Below are 25,099 nucleotides of genomic sequence, written 5' to 3'. Positions count from 1 at the left end.
CACGCTGAGGTACGTCTCCGTACCGCTCGTGGCTGGGACGAGCATGTGTGATGTGCGTGTCGCTGGGGATCTACCTGGACCAACGCCACCCGGCCGTGCTCCGGCCGGACGGGCTGAGTCAGCCCTGGCGCTGCTTGTGGCGCGGGTCGCTGCAGATGACCATGACCCGGCCGTGCCGGCGGATAACCCGGCACTTCTGGCAGATCCTCTTGACGCTCGGCTTGACCTTCACGGTTGCCTTACTTCCCATCTGGCCCGGGGACGCGCGTTGCACGACACCAGACGTCGAAGACGGACACGGGACTTCCCGGCCGTCGTCAGGACTACTTGTAGCGGTAGACGATGCGCCCGCGGGTCAGGTCGTACGGCGAAAGTTCGACGACGACCCGGTCCTCCGGAAGGATGCGGATGTAGTGCTGCCGCATCTTGCCGCTGATGTGAGCCAACACCTTGTGGCCGTTCGCGAGCTCCACCCGGAACATGGCGTTCGGCAGGGGCTCGATGACCCGACCCTCGATCTCAATGGCTCCGTCTTTTTTCGGCATGTCCTCCGCTGTCCTGACGTCGATTGCTCCGGGCGGCCCACAACGTCTTACACGGAAATCTGATCAGAGTCAGAAGCCCGCGCCAGCCGCGGCTCCAGCTCCCACCGAAGCGCAGGGTGGGCATGCCGGAGTGGACGCTGTGCGCCGATCTGAAAGTGTACGCCCGCCTGCGGTCCGCCGCCAAACCGACCACCCACCGACTCGCGCGGCACCCCAAACAACCCCACCCCGAGCGCCGTTGATCATGAAGTTATTGTCACGACACGCCGACGCCGGCGGCAATAACTTCATGATCAACGAGCGGGGTGGGGGCGGAGGACGTCAGGGGGCTGGTGGGGTGTTGTCCGGTTTGATGGCGCGCTTCGCCTGCTTACGGTCTCGGCGGCGTTGGCGCTTGACGGCCTGGCGCTGGGGCTCCTTCGCGGCCAGCCCCGTGAACGTACGGACCGCCAGCACCGCGCCCCACGGCCCCGCCACCCAGGCCGGCCAGAAGTAGAGCAGATCCTGGCTGAGCAACGACGTGACCGCCCAGATGGTCACCACGATGGCGATCACCCGCAGGTAGGGGAACCACACCTCAGCCAACCAGCGGGCGGTGACGCCCCTGGTGGCAGCCGGGCCGGGCTGGTCACCCAGCAGGCCCACCGTCGCTCCGGCGGCCGGCGCCAGGCCCGAACGCTGCGCCGGCGTCACCGGCGGCAGGTCGGTGAGCAGAGCCTCCAGATCCGCGTACGTGCGTGCCGCGTAGGCCCGCTGCAACCGCTCGTCGTACTCGTGCAGATCCAACCGGCCCTCGTCGAGGGCGACACGCAACCGGTCGGCCACCGCCGCACGGTCCGAGTCCGCCGCTCGCATCCCGTCGCGCCCGTCCATGCCGGCAAGCATGCCACCGTCGCGCCAGTCCCGTCCGACCCCCAACAGTTGGTCGATCATGAAGTTGTTGCCAACCTCACCGGCGTGTCAGGGCAATAACTTCATGATCAACGGGCGGGGGTGGGGTTAGGGGGTTCTTGTGGCTGCTGGTTGGCGGGCGGTCACCAGGTCGCCCAGGCGGGTTCGGCCGCCGTCGAACGCGGTGAGCACCCAGACGCCGTCCGGCAACAGCGCCATCGAGTGCTCGACGTGCGCCGCCACCGAGCCGTCCCGGGTGACGACCGTCCACCCGTCGGCCAGCTCGGCCGTACGCGGGGACGCCATGGTGATCATCGGTTCGATGGCCAGCGCCATGCCGGGGACCAGTCGCGGGCCCTTGCCCGGCCGACCATGGTTGAGCACGTGCGGGTCCTGGTGCATCTCGGTGCCGATGCCGTGCCCGCCGTAGCCGTCGACGATGCCGTACCGGCCGCCCTTGCGGACAGCGGTCTCCACTGCGTGCGAGATGTCGGTGAGGCGGCCCTTGCCGCTCGCCGCGCCACGCGCGGCGGCGGCGATGCCAGCCCACATCGCGTCCTCGGCGACCTCGGCCATCTTCAACAGCGCCGGGTCGACGTCACCGACCCCGACCGTGATCGCGGAGTCGCCGTGCCACCCGTCCAGCACCGCGCCGCAGTCGATGGAGATCAGGTCACCGGCCTGGAGCACCTGCTTCGGCGACGGGATGGCGTGCACGACCTGCTCGTTGACCGAGGAGCAGATCGACGCCGGGAAACCGTGATAGCCCTTGAACGACGGAACGCCGCCCGCCTCGCGGATGGTCGCCTCGGCGATGGCGTCCAGATCGGCGGTGCTCACGCCGGGGGCAACAGCCTCCCGCATCCGGCGCAGCGCCTCGGCCACCACCAGCCCGGCGGCCCGCATCTTCTCGATCTGGTCAGGGGTCTTCAGCTGGATGTCCAGCTGGGGACGACGCATGGAGCGGTTACCTTTCGTTGCCGAACAGCGGGGCACATAACGCGTACCCCGCTGTTCGCACTCTATCCGCCGTGGCCCGGCCGGACCTCAGCCGCCGTACGACCGCAACGCGTCGATGGCCCGGGTGGTGACGTCCTCCACCGGCCCGGTGGCGTCGATCCCGACCAGCTTGCCCTGAGCGCCGTAGTAGTCGACCAGGGGTGCGGTCTTCTCGCTGTATTCGCGGAGGCGTGTGGCGATCGTCTCCGGCTTGTCGTCGTCGCGCTGGAACAGCTCGGCGCCGCACCTGTCACAGATGCCCGGCCGGGTGGTGGCGTCGAACTCGACGTGCCAGATCTTGCCGCAGCCCCGGCAGGTACGCCGACCGGAGAGCCGCCGGATCACCTCGTCGTCGTCGACGACCAGCTCCAGGACCAGATCCAGGGCGGTGCCCAGATCGGCGAGGAGCTTGTCCAGAGCGGCCGCCTGCGGAGTCGTCCGCGGGAAGCCGTCGAGCAGGAAACCCTCGCTGGCGTCGGGCTCGGCCAGCCGGTCCCGGACCATGTTGATGGTGACCTCGTCCGGGACCAGCTCGCCTGCGTCCATGTACCGCTTCGCTTCGACACCGAGCGGGGTGCCCTGGGTGACGTTCGACCGGAAGATGTCTCCGGTCGAAATCTTCGGCACCGAGAGGTGCGCGGCGATGAACTCGGCCTGTGTGCCCTTGCCCGCCCCCGGCGGGCCAACCAGAACGAGTCTCATCTACCGCAGGAACCCTTCGTAGTTCCGCTGCATGAGTTGGCTCTCGATCTGCTTCACGGTCTCCAGACCGACGCCGACCATGATGAGCACAGCGGTGCCGCCGAACGGGAAGTTCTGGTACTGCTGGTTGTCCAGCCAGATGAAGAAGAAGTTCGGCAGGATCGAGATGACGCCGAGGTAGAGCGCTCCCGGCAGGGTGATCCGGCTGAGGATGAAGTCGAGGTAGTCGGCGGTCGGCTTACCCGGGCGGATGCCCGGCACGAACCCGCCGTACTTCTTCATGTTGTCCGCGACCTCGGTCGGGTTGAACGTGATCGAGACGTAGAAGTACGTGAAGAAGATGATCAGAAGGAAGTAGACCGCGATGTAGATCGGGCTGCTCGGGTTGACCAGGTTGTTCTGGATCCACGACTGGGTCTTGCCCGGGTCGGTCTGGTCGAAGAACTGCAGCGCCAACTGCGGCAGGTAGAGCAGCGACGACCCGAAGATGACCGGGATCACACCCGCCTGGTTGACCTTGAGCGGGATGTAGGTCGAGGTGCCGCCGTACATCCGCCGGCCGATCATCCGCTTGGCGTACTGCACCGGGATCCGGCGCTGCGCCTGCTCGATGAAGGTAACCGCAGTGATGACCACCAGGACCAGCGCGATGACCAGGGCGAACATGTCCCAGCCCTTGCTGGTCTTGATCTGCCAGCCCTCGCTGGGCAGCCGCGCCGCGATCGAGGTGAAGATCAGGACGGACATGCCGTTGCCGACGCCGCGGTCGGTGATCAGCTCACCCAGCCACATGACCATGCCGGTGCCGGCGGTCATCGTCATCACCAGGATGGCCAGGGTCAGCCAGTCCGGGATGCCGGTGCCGGTGGGGATGATCGGGAACTGGTCGCACTTGTTCTGGAACAGCTGACCCGAGCGGGCCAGGGCCACGAAGGCCGAGGCCTGCAGCACACCAAGACCCAGGGTCAGGTAGCGGGTGTACTGGGTGATCTTCGCCTGACCGGCCTGGCCCTCCTTGCGGAGCTGCTCCAGGCGGGGAATCACGACGGTCAGCAGCTGCAGGATGATCGACGCGGTGATGTAGGGCATGATGCCCAGCGCGAAGACCGAGAGCTGTAGCAGCGCTCCGCCGGAGAAGAGGTTCAGCAGGTTCACCACCCCGGTGGTGTCACCCTGGATGGTGTCGAGGCACTTCTGCACGTTGCCGTACGAGACGCCCGGGCTGGGGAGCGTTGCACCCAGCCGGTAGACCGCGATGATGCCTACTGTGAACAGCAGCTTCTTGCGCAGGTCAGGCGTACGGAACGCACTGAGAAAGGCGGACAGCAACTTCTTCCTCCTGCGCGAGGCGGGCCGCCGGTGATCCCTGGCGGGTCGGGGTGGATCACGGGCGAGTGCCCGCAATCCATGGCTGGGATGGGACTCTAACAGCCTCACCCCGGTCCGGGCAGATGCGCCCGACTACATAAATCGATTCCGATGTTACCGGGCGCTCAGGGCCCCAGGCACACCATGGCGCCCGCCAGTTGCTCTCAACTGGACGGGCGCCATGGTCGTACGCCTTACAGTTCGGTGACGGAGCCACCGGCAGCGGCGATCTTCTCCTTGGCCGACGCACTGAACGCGTGCGCAGACACCTGGAGCGCCACACCGCCGAGGTCCCCGGTGCCGAGGACCTTGACCGGGTGACCCTTGCGGACCGCGCCGGACTCGACGAGCTCCAGCGGGCCGACCTGACCACCGTTCGGGAACAGCTCAGCGAGTCGGTCCAGGTTGACCACCTGGAAGACCACCTTGAACTTGTTCTTGAAGCCCTTCATCTTCGGCAGGCGCATGTGGATGGGCATCTGCCCACCCTCGAACGCCGCCGAGATGTTCTTGCGGGCCTTGGAACCCTTGGTACCGCGACCAGCGGTCTTGCCCTTGGAACCCTCACCGCGACCCACACGGGTCTTCGCGGTCTTGGAACCGGGCGCCGGGCGCAGGTGATGCACCTTGATCGTCATTACTCGACCTCCTCGACCTTCACGAGGTGGCTCACAGTGAAGATCATGCCGCGGATCTCGGGCCGGTCCTCCTTGACCACCACGTCGTTGATCCGCTTGAGACCGAGCGAACGCAGCGACTCACGCTGGTTGTGCTTGGTCCCGATACCGGACCGGAGCTGGGTGACCTTCAGGCGTGCCATCAGCGCGCCACCCCCGCACGCGACGCCAGCATGGCAGCCGGCGCGACGTCCTCCACCGGCAGGCCACGACGCGCCGCGACCTGCTCGGGGGACTCAAGCCCCTTCAGGGCCGCCACGGTGGCGTGCACGATGTTGATCGGGTTCGACGAGCCGAGGCTCTTGGAGAGCACGTCGTGGATCCCGGCGCACTCCAGCACGGCACGCACCGGTCCACCGGCGATGACACCCGTACCGGCCGAGGCCGGCTTGAGCAGCACCACACCAGCGGCGTCCTCACCCGTCACCGGGTGCGGGATCGACTGACCGATCCGCGGAACCTTGAAGAAGTGCTTCTTGGCCTCCTCGACGCCCTTGGCGATGGCCGCGGGCACCTCCTTGGCCTTTCCGTAGCCCACGCCGACCGTGCCGTCGCCGTCGCCCACGATCACGAGGGCGGTGAAGCTGAAGCGACGACCACCCTTCACGACCTTGGCGACGCGGTTGATCGCGACGACCCGCTCAAGGTGCGGGGTCTTCTCGACGGGCGCGTTTCCGCGGCCGCCCTCACGGCGGTTGTCGCGGCGACCACCCTCGTTGCCACCGGACCCGCCGCCACGGCGCTGTTGACCTGGCATCAGCAGCCTTCCTTCTCTCTCGTGACGGGGTTGTTAGAACTCGAGCCCGGCTTCGCGGGCGGCGTCGGCAAGCGCGGCGACTCGCCCCGCGTACCGGTTGCCACCGCGGTCGAAGACGACCTTGGAGACGCCGGCGGCCTTGGCCCGCTCGGCGAGCAGGGCGCCCACCTTGCCGGCCAGGGCGCTCTTGTCGCCCTCCGCACCGCGCAGCGAGGCGTCCAGGGTCGACGCCGACGCCAGGGTGTGACCCTTGGTGTCGTCGACGACCTGGGCGACCATGTGCCGCAGCGAGCGGGTGACGACCAGGCGCGGACGCTCGGCCGTACCGCTGACGTTCTTGCGGACGCGGAAGTGTCGACGCGCACGCCCAACGGCGCGCTTGGCGGCGACACCGCGGCGGCGCTTGAGCAGCGTGGCGCTCACTTCTTACCTGCCTTTCCAGCCTTGCGGCGGATGACCTCGCCCTGGTACTTGACGCCCTTGCCCTTGTAGGGCTCCGGCGGGCGGATCTTCCGGATGTTGGCGGCGACCTCACCGACCTGCTGCTTGTCGATGCCAGCCACGTGGAACAGGGTCGGCCGCTCCACCGTGAAGGTGATGCCCGCCGGGGCGGGGACGACCACCGGGTGCGAGAACCCGAGCGCGAACTCGAGGTCCGAACCCTTGGCGGTGACCCGGTAACCGGTGCCGGCGATCTCCAGGCTCTTGCGGTAGCCCTCGGTGACCCCGACGATCATGTTGGCAACCAGCGTACGGCTCAGGCCGTGGAGTTCCTTGGCCTTGCGCTCGTCGTTCGGCCGGTTGACGCTCAGCTGCCCATCCTCGGCCCGCTCGACCGTGATCGGCTCGGCGAGGGTGTGCTGGAGCTGGCCCTTGGGGCCCTTGACCTTGACGGTCTGCCCGTCGATCGTGATGTCGACGCCGGCTGGCACCGGGATCGACTTACGTCCAATTCGCGACATTTCTACCTGTCTCCCGTTACCAGACGAAGGCGAGGACTTCCCCGCCAACACTCCGCTTGCGGGCCTGCCGGTCGGTCAGCAGCCCCTGGGACGTCGAAATGATCGCCACACCCAGCCCACCGAGCACCCGCGGGAGCCCGTCCGACTTGGCGTACACCCGGAGACCGGGCTTGGACACGCGCTTGATGCCGGCCAGGCTCCGCTCGCGGCTCTGGCCGTACTTCAGCTCGACGACCAGTCGCTTGCCGACGGCGCCCTCCTCGGGCTCCTCGACCGACCAGGTGGAGATGTAACCCTCGGCCTTCAGGACCTCGGCGATGTTCGCCTTGATCTTGGAGTAGGGCATCTTCACCTGATCGTGGTACGCCTGGTTGGCGTTACGCAGACGCGTGAGCATGTCTGCGATCGGGTCGGTCATCGTCATGGATTTCGTCAGCCTTTCTCGCCGGGGTTCCCGGGGCATCAGCCCCGGGCCTACGGCGAAGAGCAATACCTAATCGGTGCAGGAGTCCCGGCCGACGGCCGGGACGCGGTCGCCCTTACCAGGAAGCCTTGGACACGCCCGGCAGCTCACCGCGGTGAGCCATCTCCCGGATGCAGACCCGGCAGAGCCCGAACTTGCGGTAGACCGCCTTCGGACGCCCGCACCGCTGGCAGCGGGTGTACGCGCGAACCGAGAACTTCGGCTTCGCGGCCGCCTTGATGATCAGCGCCTTCTTGGCCATCTCAGTTCTCCTTGAACGGGAAGCCCAGGAGCTTGAGCAGCGCCCGGCCCTCGTCGTCGGTCGTGGCGGTCGTGACCACCGTGATGTCCATGCCCCGCTGGCGATCGATCCGGTCCTGGTCGATCTCGTGGAACACCGACTGCTCGGTCAGACCGAACGTGTAGTTGCCGTGCCCGTCCAGCTTGCGCCCGTCCAGCCCGCGGAAGTCGCGGATACGCGGCAGCGCGATGGAGAGCAGCCGGTCCATGAACTCCCACATCCGGTCGCCACGAAGGGTGACCTTCGCGCCGATCGGCATGCCCTCGCGGAGCTTGAACTGCGCGATGGACTTGGTCGCCCGCCGCACCTGCGGCTTCTGGCCGGTGATCGTGGCGAGGTCGCGGACCGCACCGTCGATCAGCTTGGCGTCGCGAGCAGCCTCACCGACACCCATGTTGACGACGATCTTGACCAGCCGCGGCACCTGCATAGGGTTGCCGTAGCTGTGCTGCTCACGCAGCTGCGCCGCGATCTCGTTGCGGTACCGCTCCTTGAGGCGCGGCATGGTCTTTTCGGTAGCCGTGGTCATCACAGGTCCTTACCGGTGCTACGCGCGATGCGGACCTTGTGGCCGTTGTCGTCGAACCGGTAACCGACGCGGGTCGGCTTGCCGTCGGAGTCCAGGACCTGCACGTTCGAGACGTGGATCGGGGCCTCCTGAGTGACGATGCCGCCGGTCTTGGCGCCACGCTGGGTGGTGCTGATTCGGGTGTGCTTCTTGACCCGGTTCACGCCCTCGACCAGGACCTTGTCCTGCCGCGGGTAGGCCGCGATGACCTTGCCCTTGGCACCCTTGTCCTTGCCGGCGATGATGACGACCGTGTCGCCCTTCTTGACCTTCACGGTCACAACACCTCCGGCGCGAGGGAAATAATCTTCATGAACCGCTTGTCCCGCAGCTCCCGGCCCACCGGGCCGAAGATGCGGGTACCACGCGGGTCCCCGCCGTCCTTGATGATGACGGCGGCGTTCTCGTCGAAGCGGATGTACGAGCCGTCCGGCCGACGCCTCTCCTTGGCCGTGCGAACGATGACCGCCTTGACGACGTCGCCCTTCTTCACACCGGCACCCGGGATCGCGTCCTTGACCGTGGCCACGATGACGTCGCCGATACTCGCGTAGCGCCGACCCGAGCCGCCGAGAACCCGGATGCACAGGATCTCCCGGGCACCCGTGTTGTCGGCGACGCGCAGTCGCGACTCCTGCTGAATCACGTCTATCTCCTATGTCTGCCGGTTCTCCGGCCGCCGTAGCGGCCGGAGCCTGGCGGAACCTACGCCCGACGCAACGCCGGGCTCGAGCCTTCGCTACTTGGCCTTTTCCAGGATCTCCACGATCCGCCAACGCTTGGTGGCGCTCAGCGGCCGGGTCTCCATGATGAGAACCCGGTCACCGGTGCCAGCGGCGTTCTGCTCGTCGTGCACCTTCAGCTTGGCCGTACGGCGCATGATCTTGCCGTACAGCGCGTGCCGAACCCGGTCCTCGACCTCGACAACGACGGTCTTGTCCATCTTGTCGCTGATCACCAGGCCCTCGCGGACCTTGCGGCGCGACCGCGCGGCGGCGGTGGCGGTCTCTTCGGTCATGATGCAGTCACCTCAGTCGGCGCGGCCGAGAGCCCCAGCTCGCGCTCACGCATGATCGTGTAGATCCGGGCGATCTCCCGACGGATGACCTGCAACCGCCGGTTGTTGTCCAGCTGCCCGGTTGCGGCCTGCACGCGGAGGTTGAACAGCTCCGCCTTGGCCTCCCGCAGCTTCGTGACCAGCTCCTCTTCGGAGAGCTCACGCAGCTCGGTCGCCTTAACGCCCGCTGCCATCAGGATTCACCCACTTCGCGCGTAACAATGCGGCACTTCATCGGGAGCTTGTGGATCGCGCGACGCATAGCCTCTCGCGCGGTCTGCTCGTTGGGGAAGGACATCTCGAAGAGAACCCGCCCCGGCTTGACGTTGGCGACCCACCACTCGGGCGAACCCTTACCGGAACCCATCCGGGTCTCGGCAGGCTTCTTGGTGAGGGCCTGGTCCGGGAAGATCGTGATCCAGACCTTGCCACCACGCTTGATGTGGCGAGTCATCGCGATACGTGCCGACTCGATCTGCCGGTTCGTCACGTACGCCGGCTCGAGAGCCTGGATCCCGAACTCGCCGAACACCACCCGGTTACCACCCTTGGACGCGCCACTGCGGTCCGGGTGGTGCGGCTTGCGGAAGCCCTTCGGAGGCTTGCGCGGCATCAGCATCTGTCAGCCCTCCTGCTGCGTTTCTGCCGGAGCAGCAGTGGCGGCGACAGCTGCGCTGTCGACCGGCTCGCCGCTCGGCGTCTCGGCCTGCTGCGCGATGGTGGTCGCAGCAGCCCGACCGGCCTCGGTGCCACCAGCCGTGGTGCCGGACGAACCCGACCGGCCACGACGCGGACGCTCGGGACGGTCGCCACGCTCACCACGACGCGGGCGGGACGGACCGGCCTCGGCCGGAGCCTCCCGGCCGCCCATGACGGCGTCGCCCTTGTAGATCCAGACCTTCACACCGATCCGACCGAACGTGGTACGAGCCTCGAAGAAGCCGTACTCGATGTTGGCCCGCAGCGTGTGCAGCGGAACCCGGCCCTCACGGTAGAACTCGGTCCGGCTCATCTCGGCGCCGCCGAGGCGACCCGAAACCTGAACCCGGATGCCCTTGCAGACCGGGTTCTTCATCGCCGACTGCATGGCCTTGCGCATCGCCCGACGGAAGCTGACCCGGCTGGACAGCTGCTCGGCCACGCCCTGCGCGACCAGCTGAGCGTCCGACTCGGGGTTCTTCACCTCGATGATGTTCAGCTGAACCTGCTTGCCGGTGAGCTTCTCGAGCTCACCGCGGATCCGGTCGGCCTCCGCACCCTTACGGCCGATGACAATGCCCGGCCGGGCGGTGTGGATGTCGACCCGGACCCGGTCGCGGGTGCGCTCGATGTCGACCTTGGAAATCCCGGCACGCTCGAGGCCCTTGGACATCATGCGGCGGATCTTGACATCCTCGCCGATGTAGTCCTTGTAGAGCTTGTCCGCGAACCAGCGGGACTTCCAGTCGGTCGAGATGCCGAGCCGGAACCCAGTGGGGTGAACCTTCTGACCCATTACTCGGCGTCCTCCGTCTTGCTCTGCGCTTCGGCCGGTGCGGCCTCCGTGGCCGGGGCGGCCTTCTTCGCCGCGGCCTTCCTCGGCGCTGCCGGCGCGACCGCTTCGACCGCCACGGTGATGTGGCAGGTGCGCTTGCGGATTCGGTACGCCCGACCCTGCGCCCGCGGCTGGAACCGCTTCATCGTCGGGCCCTCATCCACGAAGGCCTCGCTGACGAGCAGCGCGTCGGGGTCCAGCCGCTCGTTGTTCTCCGCGTTGGCGATCGCGCTAGCGAGCACCTTGTACACCTGCTCGCTCGCAGCCTGCGGCGCGAACTGCAGCACCGTGAGCGCCTCCTTCGCGGGCAGGCCGCGGACGAGGTTGACCACCCGGCGCGCCTTCATCGGCGAGATGCGCACGTGCCGCGCAACCGCCCGCGCGCCCGGAAGCACCGGAGCGTCGCCCTTTCCTGGCATCGCTGTAACCCCTTGTTCCCTCTATCCGTATGCCCGCGGCGTCAGCGCCGACGGCTCTTCCGGTCGTCCTTCTCGTGACCCTTGAACGTGCGGGTCAGCGCGAACTCGCCGAGCTTGTGCCCGACCATCGCCTCGGTCACGAACACCGGGACGTGCTTGCGTCCGTCATGCACGGCGATCGTGTGCCCCAGCATCTCGGGGATGATCGTCGAGCGCCGCGACCAGGTCTTGATCACGTTCTTGGAGCCCTTGTCGTTCTGAACTTCCACCTTCTTGAGCAGGTGGTCGTCTACGAACGGGCCCTTCTTCAGGCTGCGAGGCATGTCTTATCTCCCTCAGCCGCGCTTACGCGTGGCGTAGCGGCGGCGGACGATCAGCCGGTCACTCGGCTGGCCCTTACGGCGGGTGCGGCCCTCGGGCTTACCCTGCGGGTTGACCGGGTGGCGACCACCGGAGGTCTTACCCTCACCACCACCGTGCGGGTGGTCGACCGGGTTCATGGCGACACCACGGACGGTCGGGCGCTTGCCCTTCCACCGCATCCGGCCGGCCTTACCCCAGTTGATGTTCGACTGGTCGGCGTTGCCGATCTCGCCGACGCTGGCGCGGCAGCGCACGTCCACACGCCGGATCTCACCGGACGGCATACGAAGGGTCGCGTACGCGCCCTCGCGGCCGAGCAGCTGGATGCCGACGCCTGCGGAACGGGCCAGCTTGGCCCCGCCGCCCGGACGCAGCTCCACGTTGTGGATCGTGGTACCGACCGGGATGTTGCGCAGCGGCAGGTTGTTACCCGGCTTGATGTCGGCGCCCGGACCGGACTCGACGCGGTCGCCCTGCTTCATGTCCTTCGGCGCGATGATGTACCGCTTCTCGCCGTCGGCGTAGTGCAGCAGCGCGATGCGCGCCGTGCGGTTCGGGTCGTATTCGATGTGAGCGACCTTCGCCGGCACGCCGTCCTTGTCGACCCGCTTGAAGTCGATCAGACGGTACTGACGCTTGTGACCGCCACCGTGGTGTCGCGTGGTGATCCGGCCGTGGGCGTTACGCCCGCCCTTCTTCGGCAACGGAGCCAGCAGCGACTTCTCCGGCGTGGACCGGGTGATCTCGGCGAAGTCAGCGACACTCGAGCCACGTCGGCCCGGCGTCGTCGGCTTGTACTTACGGATAGCCATTGTCTACACCCCTCAGCTGACCGGGCCGCCGAAGGCCTCGATACGGTCACCGTCAGCCAGCTTCACGATCGCCCGCTTGGTCGCCTTGCGCTGACCGAAGCCGGTCTTGGTGCGCTTGCGCTTACCCTGGCGGTTGAGCGTGTTGACCGTCAGGACGCGGACGTTGAAGATCTGCTGGATAGCGATCTTGATCTCGGTCTTGTTCGCGTCCGGGTGCACCAGGAAGGTGTACCAGTTCCGGTTCAGCTCGCTGTAGCTCTTCTCCGAGACGACCGGCGCCACGATGATGTCGCGCGGGTCGGCGATGGTGCTCACTTGCCACCCTCCTCGGTGGTCTCGGCGGGCACGCCCAGGAACTCGTCCAGGGCGTCCTTGGTGAAGACCACGTCGTCGGCCACCAGCACGTCGTACGTGTTCAGCTGGCCGGACTCGATCAGGTGCACGCGCGGCTCGTTGCGCAGCGACACCCAGTTCAGCTCGTCGGTGCTGCTCAGCACGACCAGGACCCGACGGGCCTCGGTCAGCTTCGTCAGCGTGGCCAGGGCCGCCTTGGTCGACGGCTTCTCGCCCGAGACGAACGCCTCGACGACGTGCACCTGCCCGGCGCGAGCCCGGTCGGAGAGGGCACCGCGCAGAGCGGCGGCCTTCATCTTCTTCGGGGTCCGCTGGCTGTAGTCGCGCGGCACGGGACCGTGCACGACGCCACCGCCGGCGAACTGCGGCGCGCGGATCGAGCCCTGCCGGGCGCGACCGGTGCCCTTCTGCTTGTACGGCTTCTTGCCGCCACCGGCGACCTCGCCGCGGGTCTTAACCTTGTGCGTGCCCTGTCGGGCCGCCGCGAGCTGGGCCACCACGACCTGGTGCATCAGCGCGACGTTGGCCTGCACGTCGAAGATGTCCGCCGGCAGCTCGACCGAGCTGCTGGTGGTGCCTTCGACGGTGCGCACGTCAACGGTGGTCACTTGGCCGCACCGCCCTTCTTCACCTTGCTCTTGGCCGCGGTCCGGACCAGAACCAGCGCGCCCTTGGGGCCAGGAATGGCACCCCGGACGAGCAGCAGGTTGTTCTCGGTGTCGACCGCCTGGACGGTGAGGTTCTGCACGGTGTATCGCACGCCACCCATGCGGCCGGCCATCCGGGTGCCCTTGAAGACACGACCCGGAGTGGCGCAGGCGCCGATGGAGCCGGGCGAGCGGTGCTTACGCTCGACACCGTGGCCGGCGCCCAGGCCGTGGAAGCCGTGCCGCTTCATCGGGCCGGCGTAGCCCTTGCCCTTGGTCTTGCCGGTGACGTCGATGGTGACGCCGGCCGGGAACTCCTCGACAGTGACTTCCTGGCCGAGCGAGTATTCCCCAGCGTCCGTGGTGCGCAGCTCGACGATGTGCCGGCGCGGCGCCACATCCGCCTTGGCGTAGTGCCCGCTGATCGGCTTCTTGACCTTGCGCGGGTCGATGGTGCCGTATGCCAGCTGGACCGCTGAGTAACCGTCCTTCTCGGCGCTACGAACCTGGCTGATGACGCACGGGCCGGCCTCGACCACGGTCACGGGAACAACACGGTTGTTGTCCCAGACCTGGGTCATGCCGAGCTTGGCGCCCAGGATCCCCTTGACTTGCCTGTCCATTTGTCCGGTCCCTACAGCTTGATCTCGATGTCGACGCCAGCCGGCAGGTCGAGGCGCATGAGCGAGTCGACCGTCTTCGGGGTCGGGTCGATGATGTCGATCAGCCGCTTGTGCGTGCGCATCTCGAAGTGCTCGCGCGAGTCCTTGTACTTGTGCGGCGAGCGGATAACGCAGAAACGGTTGATCTCCGTGGGCAGCGGCACCGGGCCCGCGACCTGCGCCCCGGTGCGCGTCACCGTCTCGACGATCTTCCGAGCCGAGGAGTCGACGACCTCGTGGTCATAGGCCTTGAGCCGGATGCGGATCTTCTGTCCCGCCATGGTGGCTTCTGTTCCTTCTCTCGATGCCGCTGTGTTGCGGGCGCCTGTACCGGCTGGCACAGGCCCACTTCGCCGACCCCCGCGGTCGGGCGTGTCGCGCCCTCGGGGCGAGCTCCGCCCCGTGGTTCCGGAGTGGTGCTGACCGTGTGGGGGTCAAGGCGCCGATCGCATTACCGCGACCTGAACGCCGTGCGAGGGTGGTTGGCGACTGGGCCGCCAACCACCCTACGCTCGACTGCCTCGCCACCCGGAGGTTCAGCGAAAGCCGAACACAGGCGACGAACTGTCTTTACGCAACCTGACTAGTATGCCGCACGACCGGCGGCGGGTCTAATCGGGGTTACCTAGTTCACTTGTTAATCTTGGTGACGAACCCGGCGCCGACGGTGCGGCCACCCTCGCGGATCGCGAACTTGAGGTTCTCCTCCATGGCGATGGGCTGGATCAGCTTCACCGACATGGACGTGTTGTCACCCGGCATGACCATCTCGGTGCCCTCGGGGAGGGTGACGACACCGGTGACGTCCGTGGTCCGGAAGTAGAACTGCGGACGGTAGTTCTGGAAGAACGGGGTGTGCCGGCCGCCCTCCTCCTTGGAGAGGATGTAGACCGTCGCCTCGAACTCCGTGTGCGGGGTGTTCGAGCCCGGCTTCACGACGACCATGCCGCGCTCGACCTCGTCGCGCTTGGTGCCACGCAGCAGCAGGCCGACGTTCTCGCCTGCGCGGGCGTCGTCCAGGGTCTTCCGGAACATCTCGATCGCGGTGACCTTGGTCTTGAAGCTCTTCTCCTTGATGCCGACGAGCTCAACATCCTCGTTCGGCAGGAGAACGCCGCGCTCCACGCGACCGGTGACGACGGTGCCACGACCGGTGATCGTGAAGACGTCCTCAACCGGCATCAGGAACGGCTTGTCAACCTCGCGCTCCGGCTGCGGGATCGAGGTGTCGACAGCGGTCATCAGGTCCAGCAGCTTGCCGGTCCACTCGGGGTCACCCTCGAGGGCCTTCAGCGCCGAAACCCGAACGACCGGCAGGTCGTCACCCGGGTACTCCTGCGAGGAGAGCAGCTCACGGACCTCGAGCTCGACGAGCTCCAGGAGCTCCTCGTCATCGACCATGTCGCTCTTGTTGAGCGCCACGACGATGTACGGCACACCGACCTGACGGGCCAGCAGCACGTGCTCGCGGGTCTGCGGCATCGGGCCGTCGGTCGCCGCGACCACCAGGATCGCGCCGTCCATCTGCGCGGCACCGGTGATCATGTTCTTGATGTAGTCGGCGTGCCCAGGGCAGTCGACGTGCGCGTAGTGCCGCGACTCGGTCTGGTACTCGACGTGTGCGATCGAGATCGTGATGCCGCGGGCCTTCTCCTCCGGCGCCTTGTCGATCTCGTCGAACGGCGTGTAAGGGTTCAGGTCCGGGTACTGGTCGTGCAGGACCTTGGTGATGGCCGCCGTCAGCGTCGTCTTACCGTGGTCGATGTGACCAATGGTGCCGATGTTGACGTGCGGCTTAGTCCGCTCGAACTTAGCCTTCGCCACTGGTGTCCTCCTGTGGACTTCTTGGTTCGTACGCCCGGCGCGCCGGTCGGCGCTTAGGACTCTGTCGACAGCCTTTCCGGCCTGACGGCCGGAGAGCCTTTGTGGGTTCTGCGGCGATGAAGCCTACAGGCCCGGTCTCACGCGATCCGATCGTGGTGGCCGCAGGCGGGCGAACCCTCCCGCGACCAACCACGAATCACCTGCTCAGGGAGCTACTCGCCCGTTGCCTTTGCGATGATCTCCTTCGCGACGCTCTGCGGAACCTCGGCGTAGGAGTCGAACTGCATGCTGTAGCTAGCCCGGCCCTGGGTCTTCGACCGCAGGTCGCCGACGTAGCCGAACATCTCCGACAACGGCACCAGAGCCCTGACGATGCGGGCGCCGCTGCGCTCCTCCATCGCCTGGATGATGCCGCGGCGGGAGTTGAGGTCACCGATGACGTCACCCATGTTCTCCTCAGGAGTGGTGACTTCAACGGCCATCATCGGCTCGAGCAGTGCCGGATCGGCCTTGCGGGCCGCGTCCTTCATCACCATCGAGCCGGCGATCTTGAATGCCATTTCCGACGAGTCGACCTCGTGGTACTGGCCGTCCAGCAGGGTCAGCTTCACGCCGACCAGCGGGAAGCCCGCCAGGATGCCGTACTGCAGCGCGTCCTGCGCACCGGCGTCCACCGAGGGGATGAACTCCCGGGGGATGCGGCCGCCGCTGACGCCGTTGGCGAACTCGTAGGTCGGCGAGTCGTTGTCCAGCGGAAGCGGCTCGACGCTCACGATCACGCGGGCGTACTGGCCGGAACCACCGGTCTGCTTCTTGTGGGTGTACTCGACCTTGTCCACCTTGCGGCGGATGGTCTCGCGGTACGCCACCTGCGGCTTGCCGACGTTGGCCTCGACGTTGAACTCGCGGCGCATCCGGTCGACCAGGATGTCCAGGTGCAGCTCACCCATGCCGGAGATGACCGTCTGACCGGTCTCCTCGTCCAGCTGGACGCGGAAGGTCGGGTCCTCCTCGGCCAGGCGCTGGATGGCCGTGCCCAGCTTCTCCTGGTCGGACTTGGTCTTCGGCTCGATCGCCACCGAGATGACCGGCTCCGGGAACGTCATCGACTCCAGGATGACCGGGTTCGCCGGGTCGGAGAGAGTGTCGCCGGTGGTGGTCTGCTTGAGACCCTGCACGGCGATGATGTCGCCGGCCTGCGCCGTCGGACGCTCTTCCCGCTTGTTGGCGTGCATCTGGTAGATCTTGCCGATCCGCTCCTTGCGGTCCTTGGTGGAGTTGACCACCTGGGAACCGGAATCGAGCGTGCCGGAGTAGACCCGCACGTAGGTGAGCTTGCCCAGGTGCTTGTCCGTCTGGATCTTGAAGGCCAGGCCGGAGAAGGGCTCCGAGTTGGACGGCTTACGCAGCAGCGGGGTCTCGCCGTCGGTGGCCGTGCCCTCGATCGCCGGAACGTCCAGCGGCGACGGCAGGAAGTCGACCACGGCGTCGAGCATGGGCTGGACGCCCTTGTTCTTGAACGCCGAGCCGCACAGCACCGGGTTGGCCTTACCGGCGATGGTGGCACGCCGGATGGCGGCCTTGATCTCCGCGGCGGAGATCTCTTCGCCTTCCAGGTACTTCTCCATCACCGAGTCGTCGACGTCGGCCAGGGTCTCCATCAGCTTCTCGCGCCACTCGGCCGCGGAGTCGGCCAGGTCGGCCGGGATCTCCTCGATGGCGTAGTCGTCACCCTTCTGGGTCTCCCCACGCCAGGTGAGCGCACGCATGCCGATCAGGTCGACGACACCGATGTGGTCGCCCTCGAGCCCGATCGGGATCTGCAGCACCAGCGGGGTGGCGTTCAACCGGTCGATCATCATCTGCACGCAGCGGAAGAAGTCGGCGCCGGTCCGGTCGAGCTTGTTGACGAAGCACATACGCGGGACGTTGTACTTGTCGGCCTGCCGCCAGACGTTCTCCGTCTGCGGTTCCACGCCGGCGACACCGTCGTAAACCGCGACCGCACCATCCAGGACCCGCAGCGACCGCTCGACCTCGACCGTGAAGTCGACGTGGCCAGGCGTGTCGATGATCTGGATCGTGTGGTCTTTCCACTCACACTTGGTAGCAGCGGAGGTGATGGTGATACCACGCTCCTGCTCCTGCTCCATCCAGTCCATGACGGCAGCGCCCTCGTGGACCTCACCGATCTTGTACGTGATGCCGGTGTAGAACAGGATTCGCTCGGTGGTCGTGGTCTTACCGGCATCGATGTGCGCCATGATGCCGATGTTGCGTACCTTGGCGAGCGCGTCTGCGGCGGCCACTTCAATCCCTACTTATCGTCGTCTCGACTCAACTGGTGGCGGTTCCGGCGCCCGGAGGCGCCGGAACCAGGGTGTTACCAGCGGTAGTGCGCGAAGGCCTTGTTCGACTCGGCCATCTTGTGCGTGTCCTCGCGCCGCTTGACGGCGGCACCGAGGCCGTTGCTCGCGTCCAGCAGCTCGTTCATCAGCCGCTCGACCATGGTCTTCTCGCGGCGGGCGCGGGAGTACGTGACCAGCCAGCGCAGGCCCAGGGTGGTCGCCCGGGTCGGGCGGACCTCGACCGGAACCTGGTAGGTGGCGCCACCGACACGACGGCTGCGCACCTCGAGGGTCGGCTTGACGTTGTCCATCGCCCGCTTGAGGGTGACGACCGGGTCGGTGCCGGACTTCTCGCGGCAGCCCTCGAGGGCCGCGTACACGATGGTCTCGGCGAGCTGACGCTTGCCGCGCAGCAGGATCTTGTTCACCAGCTGGGTGACCAGCGGCGAGTTGTACACCGGGTCAGCGACCAGTGGCCGCCGCGGAGCGGGTCCCTTACGCGGCATGTCAGCTCTTCTCCTTCTTCGCGCCGTAACGGCTGCGCGCCTGCTTGCGGTTGCGGACACCCTGGGTGTCCAGCGAGCCGCGAACGATCTTGTAACGCACGCCGGGAAGGTCCTTCACCCGGCCACCGCGAACGAGCACGATCGAGTGCTCCTGCAGGTTGTGACCGACGCCGGGGATGTAGGCGGTCACCTCGATCTGGCTGCTGAGCTTCACGCGAGCGACCTTGCGCAGCGCCGAGTTCGGCTTCTTCGGGGTGGTGGTGTACACGCGAGTGCACACGCCGCGCCGCTGAGGGGAACCCTTCAGCGCCGGGGTCTTGGTCTTGGTCGTCTTCGCCTGGCGGCCCTTTCGGACCAGCTGCTGGATCGTGGGCACCGGGTTTCTCCGCTCCCTTCGGCCGCATCCGCGGCCGCGCCGTCTGCTCGTTAGCCGGCCTGATGACCGGCTCTCCTACATTCCGACCAGGGTCGCCTTGCGGAGACCCCGGCACCCGCGGTCGGGCGTGTCGCCCTCGTCACGGCCCCGTTGCGACGCTTTCGCGTGCGTACCGGGTTTGTCACCGGCGCGCGGGTCGCCCCGCCCCGGATCTTTGGCTTGTCGTGCCGCCGTCCGTAAGCCGGAAACAGCGCACGCACGAGTTGCCCGGGCAGGCCCGGGCACAAGGGGAAAGAGTACCTACCACAACCGCCCAGGTCAAAACGGAATGGCCCGGCGACCGTCTCACACCCGCCGGCCGGATCTCGTCCTGCCCCGTCGCCCGCGATGGGCACCTACGAATACAAGTGTACCGGCTTCCCCGCAGAAGCACCCATCGCCCCCGGGGGGACCGGAAGCCTTCCGCGGGAAACTCCGGTCAGGTGCCGGATCTCTCGGTGATCACCCTCACGTCACTGTGAGAAGCAGGGCCAGACCCAGGCCCAGCACGCTGAGCAGTCCCCCCGCCGCGCCGCAGCTGATCCCGGCCATCGCCAGCCCGCGGCCGGTGAACTGGACCGCCGAGGGCGCGGTCGGCCGGCGGATCTGCCGCTGGCCGAGCAGCCCGATGACGACCGCCGCACCGCCGGCCAGCACACCCAGCGCGGCGAACGCTCCGGAGGCCCAGGCCCCGCCGTCGTTCTTGAAGGCCACTCCGAAACAGATCACCAACAGCGAGACCAGGACCGAGGCGATCCCCGCCACCAACGCACCGATGGCGAGCCCCGAGGTGACCGGTGCCACGTCCAGGTGCACGACGCCGAACGGCGTACCCGAAACCCTCTCCACCCGCTTCGGCGGCCGGCGTTGGTCGTCGGTGGGTGGCGCCACCGAACGCCCCGGCGTGCCACCCCACCCGGGAGCCTGCCCCAACGGCGGACCCCACCCGGGTGGCATACCGGGCCCGGACGACGGCGGACCCCACCCGGGCGGCACACCCGGCCCCGACGACGGCGGACCCCAGCCGTACGGCACTCCCGGTCCAGTTGCCGGCGGGCCCCAGCCGGGCGGCACACCGGGCCCGGACGGCGGCGGGCCCCAGCCCTGCGGCGTCGAGGTCGGCGCGCTGGAGACCGGGTACGGCTGGCCGGAGCCGGGCGCCGTGGTCGGACTCCAGCCGGTCGGACCCCAGTCGGGGTGCGGTGCCGAAGGCGGCGGCGCGTCCGGGGGTGACACCGGCGGGTGTGGCTCGCCGCTCGGACCCGGTCGCGCCCAGTCACTCGGCTCGGACGGAGGAGCCGGCTCCTTCGCAGGGCCGGCCGCGTCGTCCGCAGGGGGCCGCGCCGCGTCGTCCGCAGGGGGCCGCGCCGCGTCGTCCGCAGGGGGCCGCGCCGGGTCCGTCACGAGGTCCTCCTGTCGAAAGGCCGTCGCCGCCACACGGCGGACATCGGCCAGGCTACCGCCGCGAGCGTTGCCACCCGCGCCGGGCGCGGCCGCCACCGGCGGCTCAGTCCATGTTCGCCGGGTAGTCGTGACCGAACGGGGCGCCGGCCAACCGGACCACCCCGATGACCACCGCGGCCACCACGCTGACCGCGACCAGCACCAGGCCGGTCCAGGCCATCCACTCCCCCCGTCGCAGCCAGACGCTGCCGGTCAGGAAACCCCCCGAGGCGTACGCCTCGCGACGGGCCTGCCGGGCCAGTTGCAGGGCCACAGTGGCCGGCACCACGCCACCGATGAACAGCCCGGTCAGCATGCCGAGCAGGCCCAGCGCGAAGACCGCCCGTGCCTTCGTGGCGCGGGCCGGGTCCGGGTCCAGCGGGTGGCGCAGGCCCTGCTGGGCGACGGACACCTGCCCGGGTGCGGTCGTCATCCCCCCATCATGCCGAACCCGACCCGGGGGTGGGTGGGCACGGACACGACGAGGCCCCCGGCTTTCACCGGGGGCCTCGTCGTGTGACTGGTGCTTTAGCGGTACGACCCGAAGTCGAAGTCGTCCAGCGGCACTGCCTGCCCGCTGGCCGGCCCGAAGCCGTAGTCGGTCTCCGGGTAACCGGTCATCGAGTAGACCTTGGCCTTGGCCTCCTCGGTCGGCTCGACCCGGACGTTGCGGTACTTGCTGATGCCGGTACCAGCCGGGATGAGCTTTCCGATGATCACGTTCTCCTTGAGGCCGACCAGCGAGTCGCTGCGCGAGTTGATCGCAGCGTCGGTCAGCACCCGGGTGGTCTCCTGGAAGGAGGCCGCCGAGAGCCAGGAGTCGGTGGCCAGCGAGGCCTTGGTGATACCCATCAGCACCGGACGACCGGCGGCGGGCTCGCCGCCCTCCGAGACGAGCCGGCGGTTCTCCGACTCGAACAGCGCCCGGTCGACGAGCACACCCGGCAGGAACTCGGTCGAGCCGGAGTCGATGACCGTCACCCGCTTGAGCATCTGGCGGATGATGATCTCGATGTGCTTGTCGTGGATGAGCACACCCTGCGAGCGGTAGACCTCCTGGACCTCACTGGTCAGGTGGACCTGGACCGCCCGCGGACCCATGATCCGCAGCAACTCGTGCGGGTCGATGGTGCCCTCGGTCAGCTTCTCGCCGACCGCGACGTGACCGCCGTCGTGGGTACGGAGCTTGACCCGCTTCGAGATCTTGTCGTAGACGATCTCTTCGCTGCCGTCGTCCGGCACCACAATGATCTTGCGCGAGCGCTCGCCGTCCTCGATCCGGATCCGACCCGGGGTGTCGGCGATGGGCGCCTTGCCCTTCGGGACCCGAGCCTCGAAGATTTCCTGAACACGCGGCAGACCCTGGGTGATGTCCTCACCCGCGACACCACCGGTGTGGAAGGTACGCATCGTCAGCTGCGTACCAGGCTCACCGATGGACTGGGCGGCGATGATGCCGACCGCCTCGCCGATGTCGACCGACTTACCGGTCGGCAACGACCGGCCGTAGCAGGCCGCGCAGACGCCCAGCTTCGACTCGCAGGTGAGCACGCTGCGCACCCGGACGGTCTCCACGCCAGCGGCGACGATCTTGTCGACCCCGATGGAGTTGATGTCCTGACCGCGCTCGGCGACCACGGTGCCGTCCGGCCCCTTGATGTCGTCGGCGAGGGTCCGGGCGTGCACGCTGGTCTCGGCGTGGGTGTGGACGACGAGCTTGCCGTCCAGCTTCTCGCCGATCTGCATCGGGATCGCCCGGTCGGTGCCGCAGTCCTCTTCGCGGATGATGACGTCCTGCGAGACGTCCACCAGACGACGGGTCAGGTAACCCGAGTCGGCGGTCCGCAGCGCGGTGTCGGCGAGACCCTTACGGGCACCGTGCGTGGAGATGAAGTACTCCAGCACGGACAGACCCTCCCGGTAGCTGGCCTTGATCGGCCGCGGGATGATCTCGCCCTTGGGGTTGGCCACCAGACCACGGATCGCCGCGATCTGCCGGAGCTGGAGCAGGTTACCGCGAGCACCCGAGTTGATCATCTTCCACAGTGGGTTCTCCTGCGGCAGCGCGGTGTCCATCTCCTTGGCGACCTCGTTGGTCGCCTTGGTCCAGATCTCGATGAGCTCGCCGCGACGCTCCTCGGCGGTCATCAGACCACGCTGGTACTGCTTGTCGATCTGGTCGGCGTCCTTCTCGTACTTCGCCAGGATCTCCGCCTTGCGCGGCGGAGCGATGACGTCCTCCATGCCGATCGTCACGCCGGACCAGGTGGCCCAGTGGAAACCGGCCTCCTTGAGCCCGTCCAGGGTGGCGGCCAGCGCCACCTTGGGGAAGCGCTCGGCGAGGTCGTTGACGATCGCGGAGAGCTGACCCTTGCGGATCTCGTAGTTCACGAAGCGGTAGCCCTGCGGCAGCGTCTCGTTGAACAGCACCCGACCCAGGGTGGTCTCCACGGTCAGCGGGTCACCCTCGACCCAGCCCTCCGGGGCGGTCCACGCCTCGGCGCCGGCACCGTTGTCGACACCGACCACGCCACGCAGGCGGATCCTCACCGGCGCCTGCAGGTGCAGCTCGCCGTTGTCGAAGGCCATCCGCGTCTCGGCGTCCGAGCTGAACGCCCGGCCCTCGCCCTTCTCACCGGCGGTGAGGTGGGTGAGGTGGTACAGACCGATGACCATGTCCTGGGTAGGCATGGTGACCGGCTTACCGTCGGCCGGCTTGAGGATGTTGTTCGACGACAGCATCAGGATCCGTGCCTCGGCCTGAGCCTCGGCGGACAGCGGCACGTGCACCGCCATCTGGTCACCGTCGAAGTCGGCGTTGAACGCGGTGCAGACCAGCGGGTGGATCTGGATCGCCTTGCCCTCGACCAGCTGCGGCTCGAAGGCCTGGATACCCAGGCGGTGCAGGGTCGGTGCACGGTTGAGCAGCACCGGGTGCTCGCCGATGACCTCTTCCAGCACGTCCCACACGACCGGGCGCTGACGCTCGACCATCCGCTTGGCGGACTTGATGTTCTGCGCGTGGTTGAGGTCGACCAGCCGCTTCATCACGAACGGCTTGAACAGCTCCAGCGCCATCTGCTTGGGCAGACCGCACTGGTGCAGCTTGAGCTTCGGGCCGACCACGATGACCGAACGGCCGGAGTAGTCGACGCGCTTGCCCAGCAGGTTCTGGCGGAACCGGCCCTGCTTGCCCTTGAGCATGTCGGAGAGCGACTTCAGCGGGCGGTTACCCGGGCCGGTGACCGGCCGGCCGCGACGGCCGTTGTCGAACAGCGCGTCGACGGCCTCCTGGAGCATCCGCTTCTCGTTGTTGACGATGATCTCGGGCGCGCCGAGGTCGATCAGCCGCTTGAGGCGGTTGTTCCGGTTGATCACGCGGCGGTACAGGTCGTTCAGGTCCGAGGTTGCGAAACGGCCACCGTCGAGCTGCACCATCGGGCGCAGGTCCGGCGGGATGACCGGGACGCAGTCCAGCACCATGCCGAGCGGCGAGTTGCGGGTGTTCAGGAACGCCGCGACGACCTTGAGTCGCTTGAGCGCCCGGATCTTCCGCTGGCCCTTGCCGGACCGGATGGTCTCCCGCAGGCTCTCGGCCTCGGCGTCGAGGTCCATGTTCTGGACCAGCGCCTTGATCGCCTCGGCGCCCATGGAACCGGTGAAGTACTCACCGAACCGGTCGCGCAGCTCGCGGTAGAGCAGCTCGTCGGTGACCAGCTGCTTCGGCTCCAGCTTGCGGAAGGTGTCCAGCACCTCGTCCAGGCGGTCGATCTCGCGCTGGGCCCGGTCGCGGATCTGGCGCATCTCGCGCTCTCCGCCCTCCTTGACCTTGCGCCGGACGTCCGCCTTGGCACCCTCGGCCTCCAGCTCGGCCAGGTCGGCCTCGAGCTTGGCGGCCCGCTTCTCGATCTCCGAGTCGCGGCTGTTCTCGGACTGCCGCTTCTCGGCCAGGATCTCGTTCTCGATCGTCGAGAGGTCACGGTGACGCGACTCCGCGTCCACGCTCGTCACGACGTACGAGGCGAAGTAGATGATCTTCTCGAGGTCCTTGGGGGCGAGGTCCAGCAGGTAGCCCAGCCGGCTCGGAACGCCCTTGAAGTACCAGATGTGGGTCACCGGAGCGGCGAGCTCGATGTGCCCCATCCGCTCACGGCGGACCTTGGAGCGAGTCACCTCGACGCCACAGCGCTCACAGATGATGCCCTTGAACCGGACGCGCTTGTACTTACCGCAGTAGCACTCCCAGTCCCGCTGCGGACCGAAGATCTTCTCGCAGAAGAGCCCGTCCTTTTCCGGCTTCAGGGTGCGGTAGTTGATCGTCTCAGGCTTCTTGACCTCGCCGTGCGACCACTGACGGATGTCGTCGGCGGTGGCGAGACCAATGCGCAGCTCGTCGAAGAAGTTGACGTCGAGCACTATGTCCCCTATGTCGTCGTCTGTACTGCTAATTCTCGGGTGGGGTCGGGGGCCGGCGAGCCGGCC

At 67.5% G+C, this 25,099-nt stretch carries 34 protein-coding genes; all 34 read right to left on the bottom strand.

Translation table 11 applies throughout. The annotated features are described in order from the left end of the window. Positions 1-118: 118 nt before the first annotated feature. Positions 119-232: a 50S ribosomal protein L36 gene (gene rpmJ / locus IW248_RS29105; RefSeq protein WP_088952025.1), complete on the bottom strand. Its 114-nt coding sequence runs from the start codon at positions 230-232 to the stop codon at positions 119-121. A gap of 91 nt (positions 233-323) precedes the next feature. Further along, on the bottom strand, positions 324-545 hold the full coding sequence (gene infA / locus IW248_RS29100) for a translation initiation factor IF-1 (protein WP_007073013.1): 222 nt from the start codon (positions 543-545) through the stop codon (positions 324-326). A 321-nt stretch (positions 546-866) separates the two neighbouring features. Next, complete coding sequence (locus tag IW248_RS29095; protein ID WP_372432773.1) at positions 867-1,400, bottom strand: DUF1707 SHOCT-like domain-containing protein; 534 nt, start codon at positions 1,398-1,400, stop codon at positions 867-869. Positions 1,401-1,544: 144 nt separating this feature from the next. Then, positions 1,545-2,396: a type I methionyl aminopeptidase gene (map, locus tag IW248_RS29090; RefSeq protein WP_196929474.1), complete on the bottom strand. Its 852-nt coding sequence runs from the start codon at positions 2,394-2,396 to the stop codon at positions 1,545-1,547. 87 nt (positions 2,397-2,483) lie between these two features. Further along, complete coding sequence (locus tag IW248_RS29085; protein WP_088950228.1) at positions 2,484-3,137, bottom strand: adenylate kinase; 654 nt, start codon at positions 3,135-3,137, stop codon at positions 2,484-2,486. Beyond that, positions 3,138-4,466 (bottom strand): preprotein translocase subunit SecY, encoded by a 1,329-nt coding sequence (gene secY / locus IW248_RS29080; protein WP_124816398.1) that lies wholly within the window; start codon positions 4,464-4,466, stop codon positions 3,138-3,140. It lies immediately after the preceding gene. Positions 4,467-4,699: 233 nt separating this feature from the next. Beyond that, positions 4,700-5,143, bottom strand: coding sequence for a 50S ribosomal protein L15 (gene rplO / locus IW248_RS29075; RefSeq protein ID WP_030329906.1), 444 nt, complete (start codon positions 5,141-5,143; stop codon positions 4,700-4,702). Further along, positions 5,143-5,325: a 50S ribosomal protein L30 gene (gene rpmD, locus IW248_RS29070; protein WP_007465262.1), complete on the bottom strand. Its 183-nt coding sequence runs from the start codon at positions 5,323-5,325 to the stop codon at positions 5,143-5,145. Before rpmD ends, rplO begins: the two co-directional genes overlap by 1 nt. Beyond that, the gene (gene rpsE, locus IW248_RS29065) at positions 5,325-5,939 is read right to left on the bottom strand and encodes a 30S ribosomal protein S5 (protein ID WP_007465263.1); all 615 of its coding nucleotides are present in this window, start codon (positions 5,937-5,939) and stop codon (positions 5,325-5,327) included. Before rpsE ends, rpmD begins: the two co-directional genes overlap by 1 nt. 33 nt (positions 5,940-5,972) lie before the next feature. Continuing rightward, the gene (gene rplR, locus IW248_RS29060) at positions 5,973-6,362 is read right to left on the bottom strand and encodes a 50S ribosomal protein L18 (RefSeq protein ID WP_091402381.1); all 390 of its coding nucleotides are present in this window, start codon (positions 6,360-6,362) and stop codon (positions 5,973-5,975) included. Further along, positions 6,359-6,901 (bottom strand): 50S ribosomal protein L6, encoded by a 543-nt coding sequence (gene rplF, locus IW248_RS29055; protein ID WP_091402383.1) that lies wholly within the window; start codon positions 6,899-6,901, stop codon positions 6,359-6,361. Before rplF ends, rplR begins: the two co-directional genes overlap by 4 nt. A gap of 16 nt (positions 6,902-6,917) precedes the next feature. Continuing rightward, the gene (rpsH, locus tag IW248_RS29050) at positions 6,918-7,325 is read right to left on the bottom strand and encodes a 30S ribosomal protein S8 (protein WP_124816396.1); all 408 of its coding nucleotides are present in this window, start codon (positions 7,323-7,325) and stop codon (positions 6,918-6,920) included. Between the two features lie 115 nt (positions 7,326-7,440). Next, positions 7,441-7,626 (bottom strand): type Z 30S ribosomal protein S14, encoded by a 186-nt coding sequence (locus tag IW248_RS29045; RefSeq protein ID WP_007465272.1) that lies wholly within the window; start codon positions 7,624-7,626, stop codon positions 7,441-7,443. Between the two features lies 1 nt (position 7,627). Then, complete coding sequence (rplE, locus tag IW248_RS29040) at positions 7,628-8,194, bottom strand: 50S ribosomal protein L5 (RefSeq protein WP_196929473.1); 567 nt, start codon at positions 8,192-8,194, stop codon at positions 7,628-7,630. After that, positions 8,194-8,514: a 50S ribosomal protein L24 gene (rplX, locus tag IW248_RS29035; protein ID WP_196929472.1), complete on the bottom strand. Its 321-nt coding sequence runs from the start codon at positions 8,512-8,514 to the stop codon at positions 8,194-8,196. The genes rplE and rplX overlap by 1 nt, the downstream gene beginning before the upstream one ends. Continuing rightward, positions 8,511-8,879 carry a 50S ribosomal protein L14 gene (gene rplN, locus IW248_RS29030; RefSeq protein WP_023358185.1) on the bottom strand — a complete coding sequence of 123 codons (369 nt, stop codon included), beginning with the start codon at positions 8,877-8,879 and terminating at the stop codon, positions 8,511-8,513. The genes rplX and rplN overlap by 4 nt, the downstream gene beginning before the upstream one ends. A 93-nt stretch (positions 8,880-8,972) precedes the next feature. Then, a complete protein-coding gene (gene rpsQ / locus IW248_RS29025) occupies positions 8,973-9,251 on the bottom strand; it encodes a 30S ribosomal protein S17 (protein ID WP_030489590.1) in 279 nt (92 codons plus the stop codon). Then, on the bottom strand, positions 9,248-9,484 hold the full coding sequence (gene rpmC, locus IW248_RS29020) for a 50S ribosomal protein L29 (RefSeq protein WP_007465283.1): 237 nt from the start codon (positions 9,482-9,484) through the stop codon (positions 9,248-9,250). Before rpmC ends, rpsQ begins: the two co-directional genes overlap by 4 nt. Continuing rightward, on the bottom strand, positions 9,484-9,909 hold the full coding sequence (rplP, locus tag IW248_RS29015; protein ID WP_053653940.1) for a 50S ribosomal protein L16: 426 nt from the start codon (positions 9,907-9,909) through the stop codon (positions 9,484-9,486). Before rplP ends, rpmC begins: the two co-directional genes overlap by 1 nt. 3 nt (positions 9,910-9,912) lie before the next feature. After that, complete coding sequence (gene rpsC / locus IW248_RS29010) at positions 9,913-10,785, bottom strand: 30S ribosomal protein S3 (protein WP_196929471.1); 873 nt, start codon at positions 10,783-10,785, stop codon at positions 9,913-9,915. Beyond that, on the bottom strand, positions 10,785-11,243 hold the full coding sequence (gene rplV, locus IW248_RS29005; RefSeq protein WP_007465297.1) for a 50S ribosomal protein L22: 459 nt from the start codon (positions 11,241-11,243) through the stop codon (positions 10,785-10,787). Before rplV ends, rpsC begins: the two co-directional genes overlap by 1 nt. Positions 11,244-11,284: 41 nt before the next feature. After that, positions 11,285-11,566 carry a 30S ribosomal protein S19 gene (gene rpsS, locus IW248_RS29000; RefSeq protein WP_007465299.1) on the bottom strand — a complete coding sequence of 94 codons (282 nt, stop codon included), beginning with the start codon at positions 11,564-11,566 and terminating at the stop codon, positions 11,285-11,287. Positions 11,567-11,578: 12 nt separating this feature from the next. Next, on the bottom strand, positions 11,579-12,418 hold the full coding sequence (gene rplB / locus IW248_RS28995; protein WP_088950237.1) for a 50S ribosomal protein L2: 840 nt from the start codon (positions 12,416-12,418) through the stop codon (positions 11,579-11,581). 12 nt (positions 12,419-12,430) lie between these two features. Then, entirely contained in the window at positions 12,431-12,733 is a 303-nt protein-coding gene (gene rplW, locus IW248_RS28990; RefSeq protein ID WP_007465304.1) for a 50S ribosomal protein L23, read from the bottom strand. Next, positions 12,730-13,380 carry a 50S ribosomal protein L4 gene (gene rplD, locus IW248_RS28985; RefSeq protein WP_124816393.1) on the bottom strand — a complete coding sequence of 217 codons (651 nt, stop codon included), beginning with the start codon at positions 13,378-13,380 and terminating at the stop codon, positions 12,730-12,732. The genes rplW and rplD overlap by 4 nt, the downstream gene beginning before the upstream one ends. Further along, entirely contained in the window at positions 13,377-14,042 is a 666-nt protein-coding gene (rplC, locus tag IW248_RS28980; protein ID WP_088987574.1) for a 50S ribosomal protein L3, read from the bottom strand. Before rplC ends, rplD begins: the two co-directional genes overlap by 4 nt. 11 nt (positions 14,043-14,053) lie before the next feature. Further along, positions 14,054-14,362, bottom strand: a complete 309-nt coding sequence (gene rpsJ / locus IW248_RS28975) for a 30S ribosomal protein S10 (RefSeq protein WP_007073037.1) — start codon at positions 14,360-14,362, stop codon at positions 14,054-14,056. 349 nt (positions 14,363-14,711) lie between these two features. Then, positions 14,712-15,905, bottom strand: coding sequence for an elongation factor Tu (gene tuf, locus IW248_RS28970; RefSeq protein ID WP_030489585.1), 1,194 nt, complete (start codon positions 15,903-15,905; stop codon positions 14,712-14,714). Positions 15,906-16,117: 212 nt separating this feature from the next. Then, the gene (fusA, locus tag IW248_RS28965) at positions 16,118-18,214 is read right to left on the bottom strand and encodes an elongation factor G (RefSeq protein WP_196929470.1); all 2,097 of its coding nucleotides are present in this window, start codon (positions 18,212-18,214) and stop codon (positions 16,118-16,120) included. A gap of 74 nt (positions 18,215-18,288) precedes the next feature. Continuing rightward, on the bottom strand, positions 18,289-18,759 hold the full coding sequence (rpsG, locus tag IW248_RS28960; RefSeq protein ID WP_030489583.1) for a 30S ribosomal protein S7: 471 nt from the start codon (positions 18,757-18,759) through the stop codon (positions 18,289-18,291). Position 18,760: 1 nt separating this feature from the next. Then, complete coding sequence (rpsL, locus tag IW248_RS28955) at positions 18,761-19,135, bottom strand: 30S ribosomal protein S12 (RefSeq protein WP_007465318.1); 375 nt, start codon at positions 19,133-19,135, stop codon at positions 18,761-18,763. A 507-nt stretch (positions 19,136-19,642) separates the two neighbouring features. After that, positions 19,643-20,065: a hypothetical protein gene (locus IW248_RS28950; RefSeq protein WP_307788291.1), complete on the bottom strand. Its 423-nt coding sequence runs from the start codon at positions 20,063-20,065 to the stop codon at positions 19,643-19,645. A gap of 616 nt (positions 20,066-20,681) precedes the next feature. Further along, the gene (locus tag IW248_RS28945) at positions 20,682-21,050 is read right to left on the bottom strand and encodes a hypothetical protein (RefSeq protein WP_124816387.1); all 369 of its coding nucleotides are present in this window, start codon (positions 21,048-21,050) and stop codon (positions 20,682-20,684) included. Positions 21,051-21,145: 95 nt separating this feature from the next. After that, entirely contained in the window at positions 21,146-25,033 is a 3,888-nt protein-coding gene (locus IW248_RS28940) for a DNA-directed RNA polymerase subunit beta' (protein ID WP_196929469.1), read from the bottom strand. Positions 25,034-25,099 lie beyond the last annotated feature (66 nt).

It is taken from the genome of Micromonospora ureilytica, assembly GCF_015751765.1.
Lineage (GTDB): Bacteria > Actinomycetota > Actinomycetes > Mycobacteriales > Micromonosporaceae > Micromonospora > Micromonospora ureilytica.
This window is presented reverse-complemented; position numbering and strand designations above follow the sequence as displayed.